This window comes from Desulfoferula mesophila (assembly GCF_037076455.1).
In the GTDB taxonomy this organism is placed as follows: domain Bacteria; phylum Desulfobacterota; class Desulfarculia; order Desulfarculales; family Desulfarculaceae; genus Desulfoferula; species Desulfoferula mesophila.
The window spans coordinates 1,256,193-1,272,521 of record NZ_AP028679.1 but is presented as its reverse complement, the minus strand read 5'-3'; the positions used below and the strand labels follow the sequence as shown (position 1 = coordinate 1,272,521).

Annotated in this window: 15 protein-coding genes; 9 read left to right on the top strand and 6 right to left on the bottom strand. The window is 66.9% G+C overall.

What is annotated here, in order from left to right:
* Window positions 1-28 precede the first annotated feature (28 nt).
* From AACH32_RS05550 to AACH32_RS05525, 6 genes are all read left to right on the top strand, one after another.
* Window positions 29-505, top strand: coding sequence for a MarR family winged helix-turn-helix transcriptional regulator (locus AACH32_RS05550; protein ID WP_338605787.1), 477 nt, complete (start codon window positions 29-31; stop codon window positions 503-505).
* Window positions 506-650: 145 nt separating this feature from the next.
* Window positions 651-1,304 (top strand): TetR/AcrR family transcriptional regulator, encoded by a 654-nt coding sequence (locus AACH32_RS05545; protein ID WP_338605786.1) that lies wholly within the window; start codon window positions 651-653, stop codon window positions 1,302-1,304.
* 37 nt (window positions 1,305-1,341) lie between these two features.
* Complete coding sequence (gene dsrP, locus AACH32_RS05540; protein ID WP_338605785.1) at window positions 1,342-2,499, top strand: sulfate reduction electron transfer complex DsrMKJOP subunit DsrP; 1,158 nt, start codon at window positions 1,342-1,344, stop codon at window positions 2,497-2,499.
* A gap of 109 nt (window positions 2,500-2,608) precedes the next feature.
* Window positions 2,609-3,058 (top strand): PaaI family thioesterase, encoded by a 450-nt coding sequence (locus AACH32_RS05535; RefSeq protein WP_338605784.1) that lies wholly within the window; start codon window positions 2,609-2,611, stop codon window positions 3,056-3,058.
* A gap of 139 nt (window positions 3,059-3,197) precedes the next feature.
* Complete coding sequence (locus AACH32_RS05530; RefSeq protein ID WP_338605783.1) at window positions 3,198-4,913, top strand: YgiQ family radical SAM protein; 1,716 nt, start codon at window positions 3,198-3,200, stop codon at window positions 4,911-4,913.
* Between the two features lie 67 nt (window positions 4,914-4,980).
* On the top strand, window positions 4,981-5,718 hold the full coding sequence (locus tag AACH32_RS05525; protein WP_338605782.1) for a TerC family protein: 738 nt from the start codon (window positions 4,981-4,983) through the stop codon (window positions 5,716-5,718).
* 9 nt (window positions 5,719-5,727) lie between these two features.
* Here the strand turns inward: AACH32_RS05525 and AACH32_RS05520 are convergent, their stop codons facing one another.
* From AACH32_RS05520 to AACH32_RS05495, 6 genes are all read right to left on the bottom strand, one after another.
* Window positions 5,728-6,204: a hypothetical protein gene (locus tag AACH32_RS05520; protein WP_338605781.1), complete on the bottom strand. Its 477-nt coding sequence runs from the start codon at window positions 6,202-6,204 to the stop codon at window positions 5,728-5,730.
* A gap of 123 nt (window positions 6,205-6,327) precedes the next feature.
* Complete coding sequence (locus tag AACH32_RS05515; RefSeq protein ID WP_338605780.1) at window positions 6,328-6,705, bottom strand: tautomerase family protein; 378 nt, start codon at window positions 6,703-6,705, stop codon at window positions 6,328-6,330.
* 69 nt (window positions 6,706-6,774) lie between these two features.
* Window positions 6,775-8,541: an RNA polymerase sigma factor RpoD gene (gene rpoD, locus AACH32_RS05510; RefSeq protein WP_338605779.1), complete on the bottom strand. Its 1,767-nt coding sequence runs from the start codon at window positions 8,539-8,541 to the stop codon at window positions 6,775-6,777.
* Window positions 8,542-8,543: 2 nt separating this feature from the next.
* Window positions 8,544-10,361, bottom strand: a complete 1,818-nt coding sequence (dnaG, locus tag AACH32_RS05505) for a DNA primase (RefSeq protein ID WP_338605778.1) — start codon at window positions 10,359-10,361, stop codon at window positions 8,544-8,546.
* Window positions 10,362-12,839, bottom strand: coding sequence for an endonuclease MutS2 (locus AACH32_RS05500; RefSeq protein ID WP_338605777.1), 2,478 nt, complete (start codon window positions 12,837-12,839; stop codon window positions 10,362-10,364).
* 39 nt (window positions 12,840-12,878) lie between these two features.
* Window positions 12,879-13,328 carry a GatB/YqeY domain-containing protein gene (locus tag AACH32_RS05495; protein ID WP_338605776.1) on the bottom strand — a complete coding sequence of 150 codons (450 nt, stop codon included), beginning with the start codon at window positions 13,326-13,328 and terminating at the stop codon, window positions 12,879-12,881.
* Between the two features lie 173 nt (window positions 13,329-13,501).
* On the opposite strand from AACH32_RS05495, the gene AACH32_RS05490 reads away from it, so the two are divergent.
* The 3 genes from AACH32_RS05490 to icd are packed head-to-tail and all read left to right on the top strand — an operon-like array spanning window position 13,502 to window position 16,328.
* Window positions 13,502-14,644 carry an acetoin utilization protein AcuC gene (locus AACH32_RS05490; RefSeq protein ID WP_338605775.1) on the top strand — a complete coding sequence of 381 codons (1,143 nt, stop codon included), beginning with the start codon at window positions 13,502-13,504 and terminating at the stop codon, window positions 14,642-14,644.
* Between the two features lie 49 nt (window positions 14,645-14,693).
* On the top strand, window positions 14,694-15,101 hold the full coding sequence (locus AACH32_RS05485) for a YkgJ family cysteine cluster protein (RefSeq protein ID WP_338605774.1): 408 nt from the start codon (window positions 14,694-14,696) through the stop codon (window positions 15,099-15,101).
* Window positions 15,102-16,328 (top strand): isocitrate dehydrogenase (NADP(+)), encoded by a 1,227-nt coding sequence (gene icd / locus AACH32_RS05480; RefSeq protein ID WP_338605773.1) that lies wholly within the window; start codon window positions 15,102-15,104, stop codon window positions 16,326-16,328.
* Window position 16,329: the final 1 nt, after the last annotated feature.

Genomic DNA, 16,329 nt, shown 5'->3' with positions numbered 1-16,329 from the left:
CTATAGTTTAGGCGAAATACAATATTGTATGACCAAACTCCGCTACACCCTGCTTAGCAATCTTTTGGAACAGTTGGTAAACAAGATCGTTTACCTGCGCTCCTTTCCCCATGATTACGGCACCGGCGAGATGCTCAGCGCGGCGGAGATCCAGCCCATCGATGCCATCGGGCGCAACCGGGGCATCAACATCACCGGTCTGGCCCGTCTGTTGGTGGTCACCAAAGGCGCGGCCTCCCAGAGCGTGAAGCGGCTGGAAGAGCGGGGCTATGTGACCAAATACAAGGCCCCGGACAACGACAAGGAAGTCCTGCTCAAACTCACCCCCAAAGGCAAAACCGCCAAAGCCGGCTATAATAGCCTCCGCGAGGGCTTTGACTCCAACATGGCGATGATGCTGGAGCGCATGAGCGAAGATGAGTTCGCTTTCCTGGCCCAGCATTTTCAAGTCTTGGTACAACAAGCCGACAAATACATCGAGGGCCTGGGCGAGGAACCGACCTAGCCGGCCCGCGCTTCCCTGACCCCCGGCCCATCCACCACCAAATTTATCGCTTGCCTCCCCACCCCGAAACGGCTATGCTCTGCCCACAAGATGAACGCGTTCAATTATAGAACATGTTCATAATCAACCCGAGGCAAGGAATCAGATGAGCAAAGAGCAACCAGGCGGCGGCACCTGGCGGGAGCGGCAAAAGCAACAGACCCGCCAGGTAATCCTGGAAGCGGCCAAGGAGTTGTTCGAGGCCCTGGGATACGACAAGACCACCATCCGGGCGGTGGCCAAGTATGCCGGGGTGGGGGTGGGCACGGTGATGAGCCACTTCAAGGACAAGGCCTCGCTGCTTTCGGCCGCCTTGGTCGGCGACTGGCGGCAGACCGTGGAGTTGGTCATGACCACCATGCCCCAGGAGGCCAACTACCGCGATCAGCTTCTGTACTCGGCCAAAATCTTTTTCGAGTACTACACCCGCCGGCCTTCCCTATCGCGCAACCTGCTCAAGGAGGCCCTGTTCAGCCCCGAGGTGCGGAGCCCGGAAATCAAGGCCATGGACGATACGGCCCGGGAAATCGGCGTGGGGACCCTGCGCGCGGCCCAAGAGAAAGGCGAGATCAGGGCGGACGTGGATTGCGAGGTGCTGCATCAAGCCCTGTTCGGCGAGTACTGCTTTGTCTGCATAGCCGGGCTCGCCCAGCCGGAGCCGGACCCCGAGCAGATGTTGGCCATGCTGAAGAGCCTGACCGACCCGATCGTGCGGGGAGCGCTTCCCTGCCCCGATTGCCACGGACCCGAAAGACCTTAAAGCGACTCAAGCGGCGGATTACACAGAGAGGGATTCCATGCTGGAGCTAGCCCTGCGGGGGAATCGACTTTATTGGGGGTGGCTGGGCCTGCTCGGCGCCCTGTTGCTGACCGGTTTCATCACCTATCTCTACCAATACAACCAGGGCCTGATGGTCACCGGCATGAGCCGGGACGTGTCCTGGGGCCTGTACATCGCCCAGCTCACCTTCCTGGTGGGGGTGGCCGCCTCGGCGGTCATGCTGGTGCTGCCCTACTATCTGCACCACTTCAAGGACTTCGGCCGCATCACCATCCTGGGCGAGTTTCTGGCCATAGCCGCGGTGATCATGTGCATGCTCTTTGTCACCGTGGACCTTGGCAAGCCCAGCCGTTTGCTCAACATCTTTCTGCATCCCACCCCCGGCTCGGTGATGTTCTGGGACGTGAACGTGCTCCAGGGATATTTGCTGCTCAACCTGGTCATCGGCTGGGTCAGCCTGGAGGCCGAACGCAAGCAGGTGGCCCCGCCGGGCTGGGTCAAGCCACTGATCTATCTCTCCATCCCCTGGGCGGTCTCCATCCACACCGTCACCGCCTTTCTCTATGCCGGCCTGCCCGGCCGAGGCTACTGGCTCACCGCCATCCTGGCCCCGCGCTTTTTGGCCTCGGCCTTTGCCGCCGGGCCGGCGGTGCTCATCATCCTGGCCCTGGTCATCCGCCGGGTCGCCGGTTTCGACGCCGGCCGCCGGGCCATCGATACCCTGGCCAAGATCGTGACCTACGCCATCATCCTGCACCTGTTCTTTTTCCTGCTGGAGGTGTTCACGGTCCTGTACAGCGACATCCCCAGCCACAAGGCCCATCTCACCTACCTTTACCTGGGCCTGCACGGCCACGGCGCCCTGGTGGGCTGGATGTGGGCCGCCCTGGTCATGGGCGTGGGCGCGGTGGTACTGCTGCTCAACCCGCGCTGGCGGGGCCGCTATCCCCTGCTGGCCTTTGCCTGCGTCATGGTCTTCGGCTGCACCTGGATCGACAAGGGGTTGGGCATGATGGCCGGCGGCTTCACCCCCAACCCGCTGCACGAGGTCACCGAGTACATCCCCACCTGGGTGGAGATCCTGATCAGCTTGGGCATATACTCCCTGGGCGCGCTGATCGTCACCGTGCTGTACAAGGTGGCCTTGGGGGTAAAGAGGGAAACCGAGGGCTAGGGGGGCCTGTTCCGCCCCAACACGGGCCAAACGCCTTGCCACATCGCTTGGGCCCTGGCACTATGGCGCTGTTGTTTTAATCCACGCGCCACCAGCCAAGGACCCGACCATGAGCTACATCCAGTCCCTTTATCCGCCCGAGCACACCCACTGTTACGGCTGCGGCCCGGCCAACCCGGCGGGCCTGCACGTGCAGACCCATTGGGACGGCGAAACCGGAACCTGCCGCTACACCCCCAGCGCGGCCCACATGGCCTATCCCGGCGTGGTCTACGGCGGACTCATCGCCTGCCTAATGGACTGCCACGGCATCGGCACGGCCATCGCCGCCGCCTACCAGGCCGAGGGGCGGCCCGTGGGTAGCGACCCGGCCATCAACATGGTCACCGGCAACCTGAGCGTGACCTACAAGCTGCCCACCCCCCTGGGCCCGGAGTTGCTGCTGGAGGCCCGGGTCAAGCGGGAGTTCCCCCGCAAGATGCTGATATCCTGCGAGCTCAGCGCCGAGGGCAAAGTGACGGCGGTGGGGGAGATATTGGGAGTGCGGCTGCCTTCCTAGCGCCCCATCGGCCCCTGGTCCAGCTTTCCCCGCGCTATAGAGCCTTACCGGTGCGGCCCGCGCCAAGGCATGCGGGCCGTCCCGCCTCCTGATATCTTTGGGCGTGGCCTGAGATCGCTTTTTTCCGCGAGGAGCCCGCGTGAGCCAAGCTTCGGACATATCCCCCCTGCCCCAGCCCGAGTTCCTGCCCCTGAGCCGGGCCGAGATGGATGCCCTGGGCTGGGACGAGCTGGACGTGCTGCTGGTCACCGGCGACGCCTACGTGGACCACCCCACCTTTGGCGCGGCCCTGTTGGGGCGCTGGCTGGTGGCCCACGGCTTTAAGGTGGGCATCGCTGCCCAGCCCGACTGGCACGACCCGGCCAGCCTGACGGCCATGGGCCGCCCCCGCCTGTTGGCCGGAGTCACCGCCGGGGCCCTGGACTCCATGCTGGCCCACTACACCGCCTTTCGCCGCCGCCGCTCCGACGACGCCTACACCCCCGGCGGCCAGGCCGGGGCCCGGCCGGACCGGGCCTCAATCGTCTACACCAACCTGGTCAAGCAGGCCTTTCCCGGCCTGCCGGTGCTGCTGGGGGGCATCGAAGCCTCTCTGCGGCGCGTCACCCACTACGATTTTTGGAGCGACAAGCTCAGGCGCTCCATCCTCTTGGACGCCAAGGCCGACGCCCTGATCTACGGCATGGGCGAGAGGCCGCTGTTAGAGGCGGCGCGCCGCCTGGCCTCCCGGCCCGGGGAGCCCGCGGCCCAGGTTTTGCGGGGCATCCCCGGCACGGCGGTGATGGGCAAGCGCGAGGATCTGCCCCTTGAGGCCGAGGTGGTGGAGCTGCCCTCCCACCAGGCCATCGCGGACGACCCGGCCCAGCTCATGCGCGCCACCCTGGCCCTGGAGCCCCAGGTGCACCAGGGCAAGGCCTGGGCGGCCCAGGAGGTGAACGGCCGCCTGCTCATGCTGGCCCCGCCCGCCCCGCCCCTGAGCACCCAAGAGATGGACCTGCTCTACAGCCTGCCTTACACCCGCCGGGCCCATCCAGCTTATAAACAGCCGGTGCCCGGCCTGGCCACGGTGGCCACCTCCATCACCAGCCACCGGGGCTGCGGCGGCGGTTGCAGCTTCTGCTCGCTGGCCCTGCACCAGAGCCGCACCATCGCCTCGCGCTCGCGGCGCTCCATATTGGACGAAGCGGCCCGCCTCACCCAGTCGAGCGATTGGCGCGGCTCCATCAGCGACATCGGCGGGCCCAGCGCCAACATGTGGGGCGGCCGCTGCATTGGCGAGCGGGACAAGTGCGCCCGCGCCAGTTGCCTCACCCCCCAGCCCTGCCGCTATTTCGAGGTGGACCAGGAGGCCATCGTCGACCTATTGGACGAGGTCGCAGACCTGCCGGGGGTCAAGCACCTGCGGGTGGCCAGCGGAGTGCGCTTCGATCTGGCCCTGGCCTCGCCCGCCTACACCCAGGCCCTGGTGCGCCGCTACGTGGGCGGCCAGCTCAAGATCGCCCCGGAGCACGTCAGCCCCCCGGTGCTCAAACTAATGCGCAAGCCGCCGCCCGAGGTGTTCGAGCGCTTTTTGGGCGAGTTCCAAAATATCTCCCAGGCCGAGGGCAAAAAGCAGTACGTGGTGCCCTATTTGTTGAGTGCCTTTCCCGGATGCACCGATGAGGACATGGCCGGGTTGTCCGCCTGGCTGCGGGCCAAGGGCTGGCGGCCCCAACAGGTGCAGTGTTTCGTGCCCACGCCGGGCAGCGTGGCCACGGCCATGTACTACGCCGGGGTGGACCCCCAGGGCCGGCCCATCCAGGTGGCCAAGGGCGACGGCGCCCGCCGCCGCCAGCACCAGATGCTCCTGCCCTAACCCTTGCCTGGGCCCGGCGGGCCTGGGACAATGAACCAATCCCCAACCCCAGCCAAGGGAGTCGAGCGTGGGCGAGTTTTTCACCCTGGAAGCCCTGGCGGCCCTGGCCGCCTTGACCAGCCTGGAAGTGGTTCTGGGCATTGACAACGTGGTGTTCATCGCGGTGCTGGCCGGGCGCCTGCCCGCCGCCCGTCAGGCCGCGGCCCGCCGCCTGGGCCTTAGCCTGGCCATGTTCACCCGCATCGCCCTGTTGTTCGCCATCTCCTGGACCCTGTCGCTCACCACGCCGCTTTTTGAGATGTTCAGCCGTGCCGTGTCCTGGCGCGACCTCATCCTCCTGGGCGGGGGGCTGTTCCTCATCGTCAAGGCCACCCACGAGATCTTCGCCCAGATGGAGACCCAGGACCCGCACCAGCCCAAGGCCAAGGCGGTATCCTTTTGGGGGGTCATCACCCAGATCACCCTGCTGGACATGATCTTTTCCCTGGACTCGGTGATAACCGCCGTGGGCATGACCCGTCATATCTGGGTGATGGTGGTGGCCATCGTGCTGGCCGTGGTCATCATGCTTATCTTCGCCGGGGTGGTCAGCCGCTTCATCGAGCGCCACCCCTCTTTCCGGGTGCTGGCCCTGGCCTTTTTGCTGCTGGTGGGGGTGATGCTCACCGCCGAGGGCATGGGGCAGCACATCGACCGCGGCTACATCTACTTCGCCATGGCCTTTTCGCTGGCCGTGGAGCTCTTGAACCTCAAGATTCAGGCCAAGCGGGCCCGCGCGGCCAAGGTGGCGGTCAAGGCCGGCTGAAAGCCGCCCTTAGCGCAGGCCCGGCTTGATGCCGTTCATGAAGTCGCGCTTAAGCTCGGGCAGCGGCTTGCCGTCCCTGGCGAACTCCAGGGCCATCCAGATGGTGGTGCGGCTGAAGGTGTGGGTGAAGCGGTATTCGCTAAGGCAGCCCTCCCCGCCCCGCACCGGCTTGAGCTGGGCCGCCACCGGCTGGCTGCTGTTGATCGTGGTGCGGTAGGTCACCTCGATCCCCTGGCCGCCGGCCACGAACAAGCTGTAGGTTTTGTAATCGGTGCGCACCAGGAACAGCCTGGTCTTGCCGTCCTGGCTGGTCCAATAGGCGGACTCCAGGGTCTGGTCCGGCTTCACCGGGCCGGAGGGCTTGGTCACCGGGGTGGGCGTGTCCGCCGGAGCGGGCCGCAGGGGGTTGTCGGGGCGGGCCAGGGCAATGGCGGCGGTAAGCGCAAAGATAAGCAGGGCGGTGCAGAAGACGAAGAGCCTGGTCACGATGCTTCTCCTTACTGATGAGTTGTTCAGGATGACTTTTTGTACCTAAGCGGGGCGGGGATTTCCAGGCTATTGTGACCGGACTTGGCCGGATGCGCGGTAATTTGCGGCGCCGCGGGGTCGCTAAGGCAAGTCAACCTGGTCCGCGGGGCGCCCGCCCCTGAGGCCCCAATCGCTTTTGGGGCTCTCCACCAGCTGCACGAACACGTTCAACGGACTCAGGCCGGTGTGGCGCCGGACCACCGCTTCCAGGGACGCCATGAGGCGGGCCTTGGTGGCCGCGTCCCGCCCAGTGAACAGGCGCACCTCGGCCAATACGAAGCGGGGGTCGCGGCTGGGGTGCACGCTGCGCCAAGCGGTGGAGCTGGGGTAGAGAATCACTTTACCGAACTCAGGGGGTATGCCCAGGCTCTGAACCAGGGCGTGGCGGGCATCCTCGGCCAGAGCCGCGCAGCCGTCGGGCTCCAGGTCGTCGCTCAGATGCAGTATCACCACCGGCATATGCTCTCTCTCAAACGCCTCGAGGCCTCGGGCTACGCGCCGCGAGGCCTCGAGGGGTGATAAGGCCGTTTAATTTTCGATGAACGAGCGCAGCTTGCGGGCCCGGCTGGGATGGCGCAGCTTGCGCAGGGCCTTGGCCTCGATCTGGCGGATGCGCTCGCGGGTAACGTCGAAGTCGCGGCCCACCTCTTCCAAGGTGTGATCGGCCTTTTGGCCGATGCCGAAGCGCATCCTGAGCACCTTCTCCTCGCGGGGGGTCAGGGTGGCCAGCACCTTGCGGGTCTGTTCGCACAGGTTCAGGCTGATCACCGCGTCGGCCGGGTTGACCACCTTCTTGTCCTCGATGAAGTCGCCCAGATGGCTGTCTTCCTCCTCGCCGATGGGGGTCTCCAGGCTGATGGGCTCCTTGGCGATCTTGAGGACCTTGCGCACCTTTTCCAGGGGGAAGTCCATCTTCTCGGCGATTTCCTCGGGGGTGGGCTCGCGGCCCAGCTCCTGCACCAGATAGCGGCTGGTGCGGATGAGCTTGTTGATGGTCTCGATCATGTGCACGGGGATGCGGATGGTGCGGGCCTGGTCGGCGATGGCTCGGGTGATGGCCTGGCGGATCCACCAGGTGGCGTAGGTGGAGAACTTGTAGCCCCGCTGGTATTCGAACTTGTCCACCGCCTTCATCAGGCCGATGTTGCCCTCCTGGATCAGGTCCAAGAACTGCAGGCCCCGGTTGGTGTATTTCTTGGCGATGGACACCACCAGGCGCAGGTTGGCCTCCACCAGCTCCTGCTTGGCCGCCTTGGCCCGCACCCGGCCGTCCTTGATCCGGATAACCAGTTTCCTGAGGCTGGCCCCGCTCATCTTGCAGTCGTTTTCTACCTCGCGGATGGCGGCGCGCGACTCGCGCATGGCCGACTCCAGCTCCAGCAGGCGCTCGGCGTCGCAGCGACAGGGGCCCAGCTTCACCTTCTTGCCCTTGGCCTTGCGGATGACCCGGCAGGTCTTGGTCACCTCGGCCTTGGGCAGGCCGCTTTCCATGAGGACCATGGTGATGATGGCCTGGCAGCGGTCGATGACCTCCTGGCGCTCTTCCAGAATCACGCACAGCTGGTCCACCTGCTTCTTGTCCAGCTTGAGGTCGCAGAGCATTTCGGAGACCTTGCGCCGGTTCTTCTTGAGGGCCTCGCGCATTTTTTTGCGCTGCTCGGCTTTGAGGCCGGAGTTGCGGCTGTTGAGCTTTTCGTAGTCCCGGGTGTTTTTCTTGTCCAGGCGGCGCACCTTGCCGATGAGGTCCAAGAACTCCTGGCGCCGTTTTTCCTCGGCGTCGGCCCCGTCTTCCTCGTCCAGATCGCTCACCACCTCGCGGATGCGCACCCGGCCCTCTTCCACCGCCTCGCCCAGGGCCAGAATCTCGCGCACGCTCAGGGTGCACTCCAGCAGGGCGTTGATGATGTTGCGTTCCCCGGCCTCGATGCGCTTGGCTATCTCCACCTCGCCCTCGCGGGTGAGCAGGGAAACCATGCCCATCTCCCTGAGATACATCTTCACCGGGTCGTTGACCCGGCCCTCGTCGACGACGCTGGGGCCGTCCTTGTCGTCGTCGTCACCCTCATCGTCGTCGTCGTCCTCCAGCGCGGCCTGATCGGCTTTGAGCTTCAGCTTGGTTTCATTGTCGATCAGCTGGATGTCCATCTCGTCGAGCACCATGATCATGTCGTCCATGTGCTCTGAGGTGATCTCGGGACTCAAGGTGTCGTTGATCTCGTCGTAGGTCAAATAGCCCTGAGACTTGCCCTTGGAGATTAGCCTTTGAAGTTCGGCCAGGTTTTTTTCCTCGAGCATGCTTAGTCCTTTCGGCTGGTTTCAAGGGAGGAGACGGTATCTATTTCCCGCTGACGCTGGTCTTGCAGCTTGCCCACCAGCTCGTGGTCGCCCCGGCTCTGGGCCTCGGCGATCTGGCTGGTGAGTTCGCGGCGGCGTTGACGAAGCTGCCAGCTACGGATCTTGACGCACAAGGCCTCGGCCTGGGCCGCGGCCTGGTCCGGACTTAGGCTAAGGCCGTCTTGGGTCAGGCGGCTGACCAGGCGGGGCAGATCGGGATCGTCCAGGCGGCTGATCACCGATGCGGGATCGGGTTCGCCCCCCGCGTCCACGATATGCTCCACCGCCTGGGCCACGGCCCGGAGGTCCGGGTCTTCCAGGGCGGCCAGGGCGCCCTCCCGGGCCAGCACGCAGGCGGCCCGGCCTTCGCACAGGGCCAGCTGCAACACCGCCTCCTGCCACTGGCGGCCCGCGCCGTTGGCTTGGCGGGGGGCCCGCACCGGGGCGGGCGGGGCGCTGGGGCGGCGGCCGCCGGGCATGGGCATCCCCAGGCGGGCGGCGGCCACTTCGGCGGGAAGGTTCAGGCGGGCGGCCAGGCGGCTCAGATGGCCCCAGGAGCTGACCGGGTCGCCGATTGCCTTGATCACCCCCCCGGCCTCGGCCACGATGGCGCTCTTGCCCTCGGGGGTGGACAGGTCGCCCTCGGCGATTATCTGGTCCAGCACCGCCTCGATGAGCGAACCCGCGGCGGCGATGGCCGCTTCCATACCCTCGGGGCCCTGGGCCCGGGCAAAGCTGTCGGGGTCTTCGCCGGTGGGCAGCAAGAGCACCTGGGGCTGCACCCCCTCGGCCAGGCACAGGGGCAGGGAGCGGCGGGCGGCGCGCACCCCGGCCTGGTCGCCGTCGAACACCAAGACCAGGCGCGAGGCCTGGCCCTTGAGGCGGCGCACCTGTTGCGGGGTCAGCGCGGTGCCCATGGGAGCCACCGTTTCGCCAAAACCCATAGCCGCCAGGGTGATCACGTCGAAGTAGCCCTCCACCACCAGGGCCCGGTCCTTCTTACGCATGAAGGGACGGGCCCGTTCCAGGTTGTAAAGCGTGGCCGACTTTTTGAAAAGCAAGGTTTCGGGGCCGTTAAGGTATTTGGGCTCGCCCCCGCCCATTACCCGGCCCCCGAAGCTGACCACCCGGCCGGAGAGGTCGGCGATGGGAAACATCACCCTTCCCCGAAAGCGGTCGTAGCAGCCGTCGCCCTTGTCCCGGGCCACCAGCACCCCGGCCTCTATTCCCAGGGCTTCGGGAACCCCTTGGGAGCCCAGGAAGCGTCTCAGGCCTTCCCAAGCGTCAGGGGCCCAACCCAATCCGAAGTCCCGGATCACCTGGGGCCTGAGGCCCCGTTGGTCGGTCAGGTAGCGCCGGGCCGGTTCTCCGCCCGGGGCCGCCAACTGCTGAATAAAAAAGTTACCGGCTAACTCCATAACGCGCAATAGGCGCTGCCTATGTTGGTCCTGGCGCTTCTGCTCGGGGGTGCGCTCCGGGGTGGGCAGGCTAACCCCGTATTGGGCGGCCAACTGCTTCACCGCCTCCGGAAAGCTGAGGCCCTCGTCTTTCATGAGGAAGGTGAATACGTTGCCCCCCTCGCCGCAGCCGAAGCAGTGCCAGGTGCCCCGCTCGCGGTTGACGATGAAGCTGGGATCGGTGTCGCCGTGAAAGGGGCACAGGCCCTTGAGGGTGCGTCCGGCGGCGGTGAGCTTCACCCGGCGGCCGATCACCTCGGCGATGTTGACCGCGTTGCGCACCTCGTCTATCTTGTGCTCGGGTATGCGTCCGCCGCCGTCCAACTATTGCCTCACCTGGGCCACGGTCACCCCTGCCCCGCCCTCGCCGCGCTCCCCGGCCCGGAAAGAGGCCACCGCGGGATGTTCGGCCAAATATTCGCGTATCGCCGCCCTCAGGCGGCCGGTGCCCATGCCGTGCACCACCCGGAGCTCGCCCCGCCCGGCCAAAAGCGCCTGGTCCAAGGCCTTGTCCACCAGGGGCAGGGCCTCGTCCACCCGTTTGCCGATGAGGTTCAGATCCAGGCCCTCGCCCGACCCGGCCTGCACCGAGATGCCCTTGCCCCGGCCCGCGGCCTTGCCCTTGGGTTGGGTGTGGGCCCCGGCGGGCAGGGGGTTGAGCTCGGCCAGGGGCACCATGACCCGCACCCCGGCCACCCCCACCGACACCGGCACGGTGTCGCGCCCCGGACTGGGGGCCTCCAAAAGCGTGCCGGTCTGGCCCAACTTTACCAGCTCCACCGCGTCGCCTTCCTTGAGCCCGGCCGCGCCGGCGCCCGCCTCGGGGGCCGCCTCGGCCTGGGGTTCGGCGGCGGTGGCCTCCACCTGGGCCAGGGCCTGGCGCCGGGCCTCGTAGAGCTCCTGGCGCACCGCGCCTTCCCTCACCCGCCCCGGCTCCTTCTGCCTCTCGGCGGTCTGGCCCAGCAGCCGGGACAGCTCGCCCTCGAAACGCTTGGCCACCTCGCGCACCCGGCGCTTGCCCTCGGCCAGAGCCCCGGCCCGCTCCTGGGCCGCCTGGCGCTTCAGTTGGCGGGCCTTTTCCCGCTCCCCCTTGGCCGCCAGGCGGTCGGCGGCGGCGGCGGAGCGCTCCTGGCGGGCCTGTTGCCGGGCATCTTCGGCCTCGCGCAACAAAGCCACGGTCTGGCGCTCGGCCTGGTCCAGTTCCGTCTCGGCCGCCTGAAGTATCCGGGACGGGAAGCCCAGGCGGGCGGCCACGGCCAGAGCGTCGCTGAAGCCCGGCGCGCCGTAGTGGAGCTGATAGGTGGCCTGGCCGGTGGCCCGGTCAAAGGAAACCGACACGTTCTCGGCGCCCTCGTGCAGGGTGGCGTAGGCCTTGAGGCGGTGGAAGTGGGTGGTGGCCAGGACCATGGCCCCTTTGCTGCCCAGCCAGTCCAAGACCGCCGTGGCCAGGGCCGAGCCCTCGCTGGGGTCGGTGCCCCCGCCGATCTCGTCGATGAGGAACAGGGCCGAGGGCCCGGCCTGGCTCACCATCTGGGCCAGGCGCCCGGCGTGGGCGGTGAAGGTGCTCAGGTCGCCTTCCAGGTCCTGCTCGTCGCCGATCTCGGCGGCCACGGTGTCAAACACCGCCACCCGGCTGCCCCGCTCCAGGGGGGCGGGCAGGCCGCACATGACCATGAGGGTGATGAGGCCCAGGGTCTTCAAGGTGGCGGTCTTGCCCCCGGCGTTGGCCCCGCTGATCACCAGCAGGCGCTGCTCCGGGGAAATCCGCAGATTGATGGGCACGCACTGGCCCTTTTGCCCCGCCGCCCGCCAGGCCAGCAGGGGGTGGCGGGCCTTGATCAGGTCCACTTCCCCGGCGGAGGTGAGCACCGGCTCGGCGCACTGCAGGCGCTCGGCCAGGCGGGCCTGGGCCAACAGGCAGTCCAGCTTGGCCAGGGCGGCGATGTTTTCCCGGAGGGCCTGGGACTGCTCGGCCAGGCGCTGGGCCACCTCGACCAGCACCTTGATCTCTTCCTCGCGCTCCCGGCGGCTGAGCAGGGCCAACTGGTTGTTGCCCTCCACCGCGCTCAAGGGCTCCACGAAGCAGGTGGCCCCGGAGCCCGAGGTGTCGTGGATGATGCCGGTAACCCGGCCCTTGGCGTCGGCCTTGACCGGCACCACGAAGCGGCCGCCCCGCTGGGTGACCACCTGGTCGGAAAAGGCCGGGGCCAGGGACTCGTCGTGCACCAGGCCCATCAACTCGCCGCGCAGGCGCTCGCGGGCCCGGTTGGACTCCCGGCGCACCCGGGCCAGTTCGGGCGAGGCCTGGGAGCTGACTGAATGGCCCGGACCGATCACCCGCCGCAGCTCCTTGGCCAGCTCGGGCAGGGCGGTGATCTGGTTGGCCAGGCGGAACAGCTCGTCCATGCGCCCCTCGGAGGGGGCCAGGAAGGAGTAGGCCCGCGCCGCGGCGGAGAGGAAGTCGGCCATGACCTCCAGCTCCTCGGGCACCAAAAAGGCCCCCACCGGACCCAAACGGTCCAACAGGGGCCGCATGTCGTCCATGCCGTCCAGGGTGGGGCGGCCCTGCTCCTGCATCAGTTGGCGCAGCTGGCTCAGCCGGCGCTGGCGGCGGCCCACCACGGCCAGGTCGGAACAGGGCCGCAGCGCCCGGGCCCGCTCGGCCCCCAGGGGGCTGATGGCCAGGGAGGCCACCCGCTCCAAAAGGGGACCCAGTTCCAACGCCGCCAGGGTCTGGGCGTCGGCGCAGAGGTGGGTCCGCTCCGGGGCGGGCTCCGCGGAACTTGGGCGAATCTCAGGCATAGCAGATTGGAAATGACGACCCGTAATCAGGTCCCCCACCTAGGAGTTTTGCAGCTTCTGGCGCACCAGCTGGTTCACCAGCTTGCCGTCGGCCTGCCCGGCCATGCGGGCCATGGCCTCTTTCATCACCGCCCCCATGTCCTTCATGCCCTGGGGGTTGAGCTCCGCGAACACCTCGTCCACCACCTGGGCCACCGCCTGGGGGTCCAACTGGGTGGGCAGATAGGCCTCGATGATGTTGAGCTCGGCCTGCTCCTTGTCGGCCAGGTCCTGGCGCCCGCCCTTGGTGAACTGTTCTATGGAATCGCGGCGCTGTTTGGCCAACGTGGAGAGAATTTTGATCTCCTCTTCGCCATTCAGGGGGCGCCTCTGCTCTTTTTCCTGGTTTTTGAAGGCGGCGCGCACCAATCGCAGGCAACTGGTGGTCAACTCATCCCTGGACTTAAGGGCGTTCTTAAGGTCCGCCTCGACCGTCTGGGCCAAGCTCACGGCGAATTCCTCCCAGCCCAAGGGCTCCAACAGGCTGATAAAACGGTAAAATGCGAGTTTACCAGCCGCACGGGAGGGTGTCAACCAAGGGGCCTCCGCAATGCTTGCCCCCCGCCGCCGGTGGTGCTATCCTGTCTCGACTATATTGTAACTATCCTTAGGCGGTAAGCAACATGGCTCCCAACAAAGCGTTGTCCGAGCCGGCCTATCTCTACACCGATGAATTTCAGCGCTTTGATTATGGGCCGCAACATCCCATGCGCATGCGGCGCTTGGCCCTGACCAACGAGCTGATCGGCCTGTGCCGTCTGGAGGCGCCCCCCACTTCCTTCGAGCCCGCCAGCTTCGAAGAGCTGATGATCTACCACGACCGCCGCTATCTGGAGACCCTGCGGGAGCTCTCGGCCAGCTCCCTGGCCAGCGGTTACGTGGCCTTCGGCCTGGGGCCGGCGGACAACCCCATCTTTGAGGGCATGTACGAGCTGTCCGCCCTCATCGCCGGAGGCAGCCTGGCCGCCGCGCGCCTGGTGAGCCGCGAGGGCTTTCCGGCGGCCTTCAACATCTCGGGAGGCATGCACCACGCCATCACCGCCCGGGCCGCCGGGTTCTGCTATGTCAACGACCCGGTGCTGGCCATCCGCCGCCTGGCCCGGGAGGGCAAGCGGGTGGCCTACGTGGACATCGACGCCCACCACGGCGACGGGGTGCAGTGGGCCTTTTTCGAGACCGACCAGGTGCTCACCATCAGCCTGCACCAGCATCCGGCCACCTTGTTCCCCGGCACCGGCTATCAGGAGGAGATGGGCCGGGGCGCGGGCAAGGGCTTTTCGGTGAACCTGCCCCTGTGGATCGACACCGACGACGACGTGTTCATCGAGAGCTTCGAGGAGGTGGTGCCTCCCCTGCTCACCGCCTTCGCCCCGGATTACGTGGTGACCCAGCTGGGGGTGGACACCTTCATGACCGACCCCCTGGCCAACCTGAACCTTACCACCAAGGGCTTCGGCTACGCGGTGCGCCGCTTCAAGGACCTGGCCTGGGGCCGCTGGATCGTGCTGGGCGGGGGGGGATACAACCTGGTCAACGTGGCCCGGGCCTGGACCCTGGCCTGGGCCATCATCAGCGGCCAAGAGGGCCTGGTGCCCGACGAGCTGCCCGGAGAATTCGTGGAGCGCCACCGGGTGCACCCCGACGATCGCCGCCTGCTCGACGGCGACGTGCAGCTCAGGGGGCGCCACTGGTACCGGGCCCAGCGCGACGCCGCCGAGGCGGTGGAGTTCATCAAAAAGAACCACTTCCCCATCATAGGCGCCTGAGCTTGCCTTGGCGGGCCCGCCGTTGTAATCTCACGGAACCATGACCCAAATGAAACCCAAAAAACACCGGGCTCCCTTCGAGTGCCAGCGCTGCAACGATTGTTGCCAGGGGCGGGGAGGCATCTTCCTGGAGGCCGGGGAAATCGCCGCCGCCGCCGCGCTCGTCGACCTGAGCCCCGATCAGTTCATAGCCCGCCACTGCCGGGAGCGCGATGGGCGCTACGAGGTTTTGGTGGGAGCCGACGGGGCCTGCGGCCTCATGGGCCCCCAAGGTTGCCGCATCCACCAGGCCAAGCCGGCCATCTGCCGCCGCTGGCCCTTTTTTCCGGGCATCCTGGCCAATCCCAGCGCCTTTGAGGACGCCCGCCAAGCCTGCCCCGGCATAGACCCCGATATCTCCCACGAAGAGTTCGTGGCCTATGCCCGCACGCAGGGCTACAGCGAGGAAAAATCCTAGATGACCAGCGATCTGCAAAGCAAGCTTCCCGAGGGGGCCGAGTTCATCAAACAGCGCTCCGACGGCTCCCTGGAGGTGCCCAGCCAACCGGCGGTGGGCTTCATCGAGGGCGACGGCACCGGCCCGGACATCTGGCACGCCTCGCGCCTGGTTTTGGACGCGGCGGTGCAAGGGTCCTACGGCGGGGCGCGGCGCATCCACTGGGTGGAGCTCATGGCCGGGGAAAAGGCCTATGAGCAAACCGGCGAGCATCTGCCCGCCGCCACGGTGGATAATATCCGCGAGCTCAAGGTGGCCATCAAGGGCCCCCTCACCACCCCGGTGGGCGGCGGCTTCCGCTCCATCAACGTGACCCTGCGCCAGGTGCTGGACCTCTACGCCTGCATCCGCCCGGTGCGCTACATCCCCGGCGTGCCCAGCCCGGTCCAGCGCCCCGAGGCGGTGGACATGGTGATCTTCCGCGAGAACACCGAGGACGTCTACGCGGGCATCGAGTGGGCGGCGGGCTCCGCCGAGGCGGCCAAACTGATCACGTTCATGAACGATCAAATGGGCACCAAGCTGGACCGGGAAGCGGCCATCGGCATCAAGCCCATGAGCAAGTTCAAGAGCCAGCGCCTGATCCGTCGGGCCCTGGACTATGCCCTGGGCCGGGGCCGCGAATCGCTGACCCTGGTGCACAAGGGCAACATCATGAAGTTCACCGAGGGGGCCTTCAAGGACTGGGGCTACGAGCTGGCCGCCCAGGAATACGCGGGCCGCTACGTGACCGAGGGCCAGGAAATCGCCCTGGGTCAGGTGGTGGTCAAGGACCGCATCGCCGACAACATGTTCCAGCAGGCCCTCTTGCGGCCCGAGGAATACGCTGTATTGGCCACCCCCAACCTCAACGGCGACTACATCAGCGACGCCCTGGCCGCCCAGGTGGGCGGGCTGGGCATGGCCCCGGGCGCCAACATCGGCGACGAGGCGGCGGTGTTCGAGGCCACCCACGGCTCGGCTCCCAAGTACGCGGGCCTGGACAAGGTAAACCCCGGCTCGGTGATCCTCTCCGGGGCCATGCTGCTGGAGCATCTGGGCTGGCTGGAGGCGGCCGAGAAGATCGCCCCGGCCCTGTCGCGGGCCATCCTGGCCGGCGAGGTCACCTACGACCTGGCCCGCCAGATTCCCGGCGCCCGCGAGGTGGCCTGCTCGGCCTTTGCCCAGCGGGTGGCGGAGCAGCTCTAGG

What these genes read in the sequence shown, in the direction of transcription:
- AACH32_RS05515 (WP_338605780.1), bottom strand. Translation starts at nt 6,705, where the DNA reads ATGCCGGTGGTGATACTGCATCTGAGCGACGACCTGGAGCCCGACGGC.
- rpoD (WP_338605779.1), bottom strand. Translation starts at nt 8,541, where the DNA reads ATGCTCGAGGAAAAAAACCTGGCCGAACTTCAAAGGCTAATCTCCAAG.
- dsrP (WP_338605785.1), top strand. Translation starts at nt 1,342, where the DNA reads ATGCTGGAGCTAGCCCTGCGGGGGAATCGACTTTATTGGGGGTGGCTG.
- AACH32_RS05545 (WP_338605786.1), top strand. Translation starts at nt 651, where the DNA reads ATGAGCAAAGAGCAACCAGGCGGCGGCACCTGGCGGGAGCGGCAAAAG.
- AACH32_RS05500 (WP_338605777.1), bottom strand. Translation starts at nt 12,839, where the DNA reads ATGCCTGAGATTCGCCCAAGTTCCGCGGAGCCCGCCCCGGAGCGGACC.
- AACH32_RS05485 (WP_338605774.1), top strand. Translation starts at nt 14,694, where the DNA reads ATGAAACCCAAAAAACACCGGGCTCCCTTCGAGTGCCAGCGCTGCAAC.
- AACH32_RS05550 (WP_338605787.1), top strand. Translation starts at nt 29, where the DNA reads ATGACCAAACTCCGCTACACCCTGCTTAGCAATCTTTTGGAACAGTTG.
- AACH32_RS05490 (WP_338605775.1), top strand. Translation starts at nt 13,502, where the DNA reads ATGGCTCCCAACAAAGCGTTGTCCGAGCCGGCCTATCTCTACACCGAT.
- AACH32_RS05535 (WP_338605784.1), top strand. Translation starts at nt 2,609, where the DNA reads ATGAGCTACATCCAGTCCCTTTATCCGCCCGAGCACACCCACTGTTAC.
- icd (WP_338605773.1), top strand. Translation starts at nt 15,102, where the DNA reads ATGACCAGCGATCTGCAAAGCAAGCTTCCCGAGGGGGCCGAGTTCATC.